The sequence below is a fragment of the Stenotrophomonas sp. P5_B8 genome, from assembly GCF_054049855.1.
The window spans coordinates 1-4,788 of sequence record NZ_JBFULO010000304.1 but is presented as its reverse complement, the minus strand read 5'-3'; the positions used below and the strand labels follow the sequence as shown (position 1 = coordinate 4,788).

The 4,788-nt window shown below is 65.0% G+C and carries 9 protein-coding genes; all 9 read left to right on the top strand.

From position 1 onward, the window contains the following. The first annotated feature begins 149 nt into the window (after positions 1–149). Positions 150–926, top strand: coding sequence for a hypothetical protein (locus ACXJKH_RS15015; protein WP_457320443.1), 777 nt, complete (start codon positions 150–152; stop codon positions 924–926). A gap of 162 nt (positions 927–1,088) precedes the next feature. Next, positions 1,089–1,577 (top strand): glycoside hydrolase family 24 protein, encoded by a 489-nt coding sequence (locus ACXJKH_RS15010; protein WP_457320441.1) that lies wholly within the window; start codon positions 1,089–1,091, stop codon positions 1,575–1,577. After that, the gene (locus ACXJKH_RS15005) at positions 1,574–1,891 is read left to right on the top strand and encodes a hypothetical protein (protein WP_312237057.1); all 318 of its coding nucleotides are present in this window, start codon (positions 1,574–1,576) and stop codon (positions 1,889–1,891) included. Before ACXJKH_RS15010 ends, ACXJKH_RS15005 begins: the two co-directional genes overlap by 4 nt. Continuing rightward, on the top strand, positions 1,891–2,361 hold the full coding sequence (locus ACXJKH_RS15000) for a lysis system i-spanin subunit Rz (RefSeq protein ID WP_457320439.1): 471 nt from the start codon (positions 1,891–1,893) through the stop codon (positions 2,359–2,361). Before ACXJKH_RS15005 ends, ACXJKH_RS15000 begins: the two co-directional genes overlap by 1 nt. Before the next feature lie 56 nt (positions 2,362–2,417). Then, positions 2,418–2,717: a DUF1064 domain-containing protein gene (locus ACXJKH_RS14995; RefSeq protein ID WP_457320437.1), complete on the top strand. Its 300-nt coding sequence runs from the start codon at positions 2,418–2,420 to the stop codon at positions 2,715–2,717. A 166-nt stretch (positions 2,718–2,883) separates the two neighbouring features. After that, positions 2,884–3,210 carry a hypothetical protein gene (locus tag ACXJKH_RS14990; protein WP_457320435.1) on the top strand — a complete coding sequence of 109 codons (327 nt, stop codon included), beginning with the start codon at positions 2,884–2,886 and terminating at the stop codon, positions 3,208–3,210. A 19-nt stretch (positions 3,211–3,229) separates the two neighbouring features. Continuing rightward, positions 3,230–3,469 carry a hypothetical protein gene (locus tag ACXJKH_RS14985; RefSeq protein ID WP_457320433.1) on the top strand — a complete coding sequence of 80 codons (240 nt, stop codon included), beginning with the start codon at positions 3,230–3,232 and terminating at the stop codon, positions 3,467–3,469. A gap of 259 nt (positions 3,470–3,728) precedes the next feature. Then, positions 3,729–4,001 (top strand): hypothetical protein, encoded by a 273-nt coding sequence (locus ACXJKH_RS14980; protein WP_457320431.1) that lies wholly within the window; start codon positions 3,729–3,731, stop codon positions 3,999–4,001. Continuing rightward, positions 3,940–4,788: terminase large subunit domain-containing protein (locus ACXJKH_RS14975; RefSeq protein WP_457320429.1), on the top strand; the 849-nt coding region annotated here is incomplete at its 3' end. The genes ACXJKH_RS14980 and ACXJKH_RS14975, both read left to right, overlap by 62 nt.

Below are 4,788 nucleotides of genomic sequence, written 5' to 3'. Positions count from 1 at the left end.
GAGTGGCCGTATCCACTTCATGTGGGAGCGGGACGGCCAGGTGTTTGAGTTCCGTACGCCCGGAGCTTCGCGGTGCACTTATCTCCGCAACTCCCTGCGGATGGGAGAGATCCACAGGGTTGCCGCCCCCATCAAGCGCGAGGTGTCCGGTGGGTAAGCGAACGCTGGACGTCGTCAAGGCGGTGAATTCCATCAACGAGCGCACAAGGGGCAAGGCCATGGGGAACGTACGTGAACTACTTTCAAGCCGGATGGGGCCAACGACCGTCAAGTTCGACACAGGTCGGGGCGGCACGCCTGAGCTGACCACCCAAGACATTGCGGCAGCGCTAGCCTATGTTCAACAGGGACTGGGTCGGGAGCTGCTGGAGGCTCTGTGGTGGCCGGAGAGTGCGGCACGTCGCCGGGACCAACTGCGGCAGGGTGTGATCGCGCTTGTGGCGCCTGAGTTCAACCGCCAGCAGTTCGCGCTCAGCACGGCGAGGACCGAGTTCGGCATCGCCAAGGCGAGCATGGGGTGGGGCGGCGGCACGGTTACGKACGTCCAACGGCGAGAGCTTCGCCGAACGGAGGCAGCGCTGGATGCCGCGCGCGCCGACACGTGGCCGAACAACACCATGGAGCAGCTCGGTGTATTGGCTGGTGCGGTGTTCAGCGAGATGGCGTCCGCGTGTGTCTGCAAGAAGTGCGACGGCGACCGTACGCAGCCGGATCCCGATGGCCCTGGCGTCATGAGGTGCGACGAGTGCAGCGGCAGCGGGTTTGAGCCATTGAGCGGAAGAAAGCGCGCCGCCGCTATTGGGGCTGATTGCTCAGCGTATAGCCGGTTCTGGCAGCCCGTGTACACGTGGATGCTCGGCCGCATGCGGGCCTCGGAAGAAGCTGCAGCGGCTGAGTTTGGAAGGGCACTGACGCGCGCTGCGTAATGATGACTTGCTGGGTCATCAAAAAGACGTGCAATCTTCCCACCATCCAGACGCAAGCCCCGGCCAAGCCGGGGCTTTTTCTTTGCCCGTCATCCAGACCGGATTAACCCTCGTGCCGAGCCGGCAGTGGGGCGGGCGCCTACTGACGAACCCGAGGCGACCATGGCGCGCATCACTCCCCAACTGGCAGGCGGCATCAATGTCGTTGCCTTCCTGGACATGCTGGCCTGGTCCGAGGGCACGGACAACGGCAAGCAACCCACGAAAGACCATGGGTATGACGTAATCGTCGGCGGCAAGCTCTTCACCGGCTACGCAGACCATCCCCGCGTGCTGGTGGAACTCCCGAAGCTGGGTATTCAGTCGACCGCCGCGGGCCGCTACCAGTTGCTGCGCCGGTACTACGACGCCTACCGGAAGAGCCTGGGCCTGACGGACTTCTCGCCGCTGAGCCAAGACCTGATCGCGCTGCAGCAGATCCGGGAGCGCCGCGCGCTGTCGATGATCCAAGCGGRAAGAATCCCGGAAGCCATCGCCGCCGTCCGCAATATCTGGGCAAGCCTGCCTGGCGCTGGGTATGGGCAGCATGAGCGCAAGGTTGAGGATCTGCTCGCCGTCTACCGGAAGGCCGGCGGGGTGGTGGCGCCATGAGTGAAGAAACCGTCCCATGGTGGATGGCGGGCGGCGTCGCCGCCTTCTGGATTGCCAGGGAAACGTGGGGTGCGCTGCTGTCCCGACGCAAAGAGCGGACCGAGACAGACGCGAACGTAGACCTGCTGAACGGGTTGGTGCAGCGCGTSAAGTCKCTGGAGGAATCACAGGCCGCAACCAACCTCCAGCTAGCCGAGGAAATCAGGCTGCGGATGACTGCGCAGGAAGAGGCCCATCGGCTCCGCCTGCGGGTCATGTCGCTGGAATCCGCCATGCGACAGGTAGGCGCGGTGATCCCGCCGGAGATGACGTGATGATCCGAATCTATGCACTGATCGCCGTTGCCACCCTCTCGCTGTCGTTCTGGGCCGGTTGGGCTTGGCGCGGCGACCGCGCAGGTGCTGCGACATCGGCCGGCATATCCGAGCAAGCCACTGCGGCGCTGGCCCAGGTCAACGAGTCCCGCACCACCGAGCATATGCAGGCCGAGACCATGGCCGCTATTGGAGAGAAGCATGAAGAAGACCGAGCTGCGGCCCCGTCCGTCGCTGATGCTGTTGTGGCTGACCTGCGCTCTGGTGCTCTCCGCCTGCGCAACGACCTCGCCGCGTGCCACACCGACCTCCTGTCCCAGACCGCAGCCGGCGCCCTCCAACGTGATGCGGCAACCCAGCGCCGAGAAGAGTTTGCGGGCCGAATTGTTCGAATCGGGCGAGACGCCGACGACCAGCTCCGCGCCTGCCAAGCCGTAATCGCAGCAGATCGGGCGGGGGCAGGGCGCTGATGCCGGCCGCAGCGGCCCGTCGGCTTCAGGCCTTGGGCAGGCTTAAAGCTGGGCAGATGAACAATACCGAGGCGGCCTATGCCGAGCGCTTGCGCGCGCTGCAGCACGCCGGAGAGGTCCAGTGGTTCCGGTTCGAAGGCATCAAACTCCGGCTTGCCGACAACACGTTCTACACGCCTGACTTCGCCGTGCTGGCAGGGGATGGCGTGATGGAGCTGCACGAAGTCAAAGGGTTCTGGGTCGACGACGCCAGGGTCAAGATCAAGGTCGCCGCCGACCAATACCCCATGCGCTTCCTCGCTGTAAGGGTGAAGCCCAAGCGGGATGGCGGCGGGTGGGCCATCGAGGAGTTCTGATGCGGCAGGCGAAGGCAGGGATAACAGTCGAGCTGCGGTGGTGGTTTCGCTACTACCTAGCCGCGTTGCGCTTGGGCGTGCTGATCACTGGGCTTGATCCTGACTGGGATCGGGTCGAGTGGTGGATACGCCGCGCGCTGGTCGTCCGCTGCAATGGTGCCTCCCGGTGAGCGCCCCACTGCAAGGCCGGTATGCCCGGAAGCGCGGAGGCACTGCCTTCTCGCATCTGTATGGGACCGCGCGCTGGCAACGGACGCGCAAGGCGCAGCTGGAYAGGCAGCCGCTGTGCGAGTACTGCGCCAAGCGCAAGCACACGAAGGTGGCGACGGTGTGCAACCACACCAACGGACACCCAGCCGGCGAGACAGAGCAGCAGTTCTGGGACGGGCCCTTCAACAGCCTGTGTGCCGACTGCCACAACTCGGACCAAGCGCGCATCGAGAAGGGCGCGGTGCAGATCCGAGGCTGTGATGCCGACGGCTGGCCCATCTGACACAGCAGAGGACCACGACATGATCAGCGAGCTAAAGGAAGGCGAGCACCTCGCCGAGTTCCATCTGGGCGAACACGACTGGCTCGTCCTCTCGACCGACCGTTACCTCACACCCGACCAGCGCGCCCGTGTGGCCGCCCACTGGCAGAAGGTCACATCGACCCCGGGCAGGAAGGCCGTCGTCCTTGAGGCGGGTCTGAGGCTGCAGGTGTTGCATGTGAAGCCCAAGGGGCACCCCGATGCCGGCGGTCAGAGGTAGGGGGTGGTCAATTAATGCGAGGGGCCGGAATCCTAGACCGACCGTTCCCTTTTCCACGCACATCCACAATTGGCGGGACGACCTCAACGGGTGTCCCTGACGGCCGGCAATCGGCGAATTTCAGGCATCACGCATGGCGAGGCCACGACTACCCGTCGCCAAGGCATCCGCCAGCGGCGCAGCGATAAAAAACCCGGGTCGGCACGCCGACAGGAAAGCACCGAAGGGCGCTCGGCCCCTCGGAGATCCCTACAAAACGATGACCGCGGCGCAGAAGCGCGCATGGGTGGAGTTCGAGCAGGAAATGCCCTGGCTCAACGCATCTCATCGGGTGCTGCTGCGCATGGCCTGCCTGTGGGCGGCAAAGCTGGACGACCCGAATGCCGACTTCGGTGTCTCGGCAACCCAAGCGCTCAGCTCGATCCTGTCGAAGCTCGGCGCGACTCCCGTTGACGAAAGCAAGGTGAACCATGGCGGTGGCGACGAAGAAGACCCGGAAGAAGGCTTCTTCACCCGTAAGCGACCGCACTAAGGCCTATGCCCTGGCGGTCGTGGCCGGTGAAATCGTCGCTGGGCCCCATGTCCGCAACGCGTGTCAGCGCCACCTGGTGGACCTCGAGCGCGGTCACGAGCGCGGCCTGACCTTCGATATCGACGCGGCAGAGTACGCGTTCAAGTTCTTCGAGGGCATCTTGCGGCTGTCGGAGGGCCAGTTCGAGGGCCGTAAATTCGAGTTGCACCCGTCGCAGGCATTCATTGTCGGGTCGATCTTCGGCTGGAAGCAGGAGGACGGCACGCGCCGGTTCCGCAGGGCCTACGTGGAGCAGGGCAAGGGCAATGGCAAGAGCCCGCTGGCCGGCGGGTTGGGGCTGATGGGGATGACCGCCGACGGCGAGGCCGGCGCACAGATCTACGCCGCCGCCGCCAAGAAGGACCAGGCCGGCATCCTGTTCGCCGACGCCGTGAAGATGGTCAAGCAGTCGCCGGCCTTGGCCAAGCGGGTTAGCTTCGCGGGCGGGGAAGGGCGCGAGTTCAACATGGCGCACCACGCCAGCGGCAGCTTCTTCCGGCCAGTGTCGCGCGACACCGGACGGACTGGCTCGGGGCCCCGGCCTTACTTCGTCCTCGTGGATGAGGTGCACGAGCTTCCCGACCGCAAGATCATCGAGATGCTCGAGCGCGGGTTCAAGTTCCGGCGCGAGCCACTGCTGTTCATGATCACCAACTCGGGCAGTGATCGCACATCGGTCGCCTGGGAAGAACACGAGCATGCGGTGAAGGTCGCGGCCGGCCACACGGAGGCGGTCAACGACCCGACC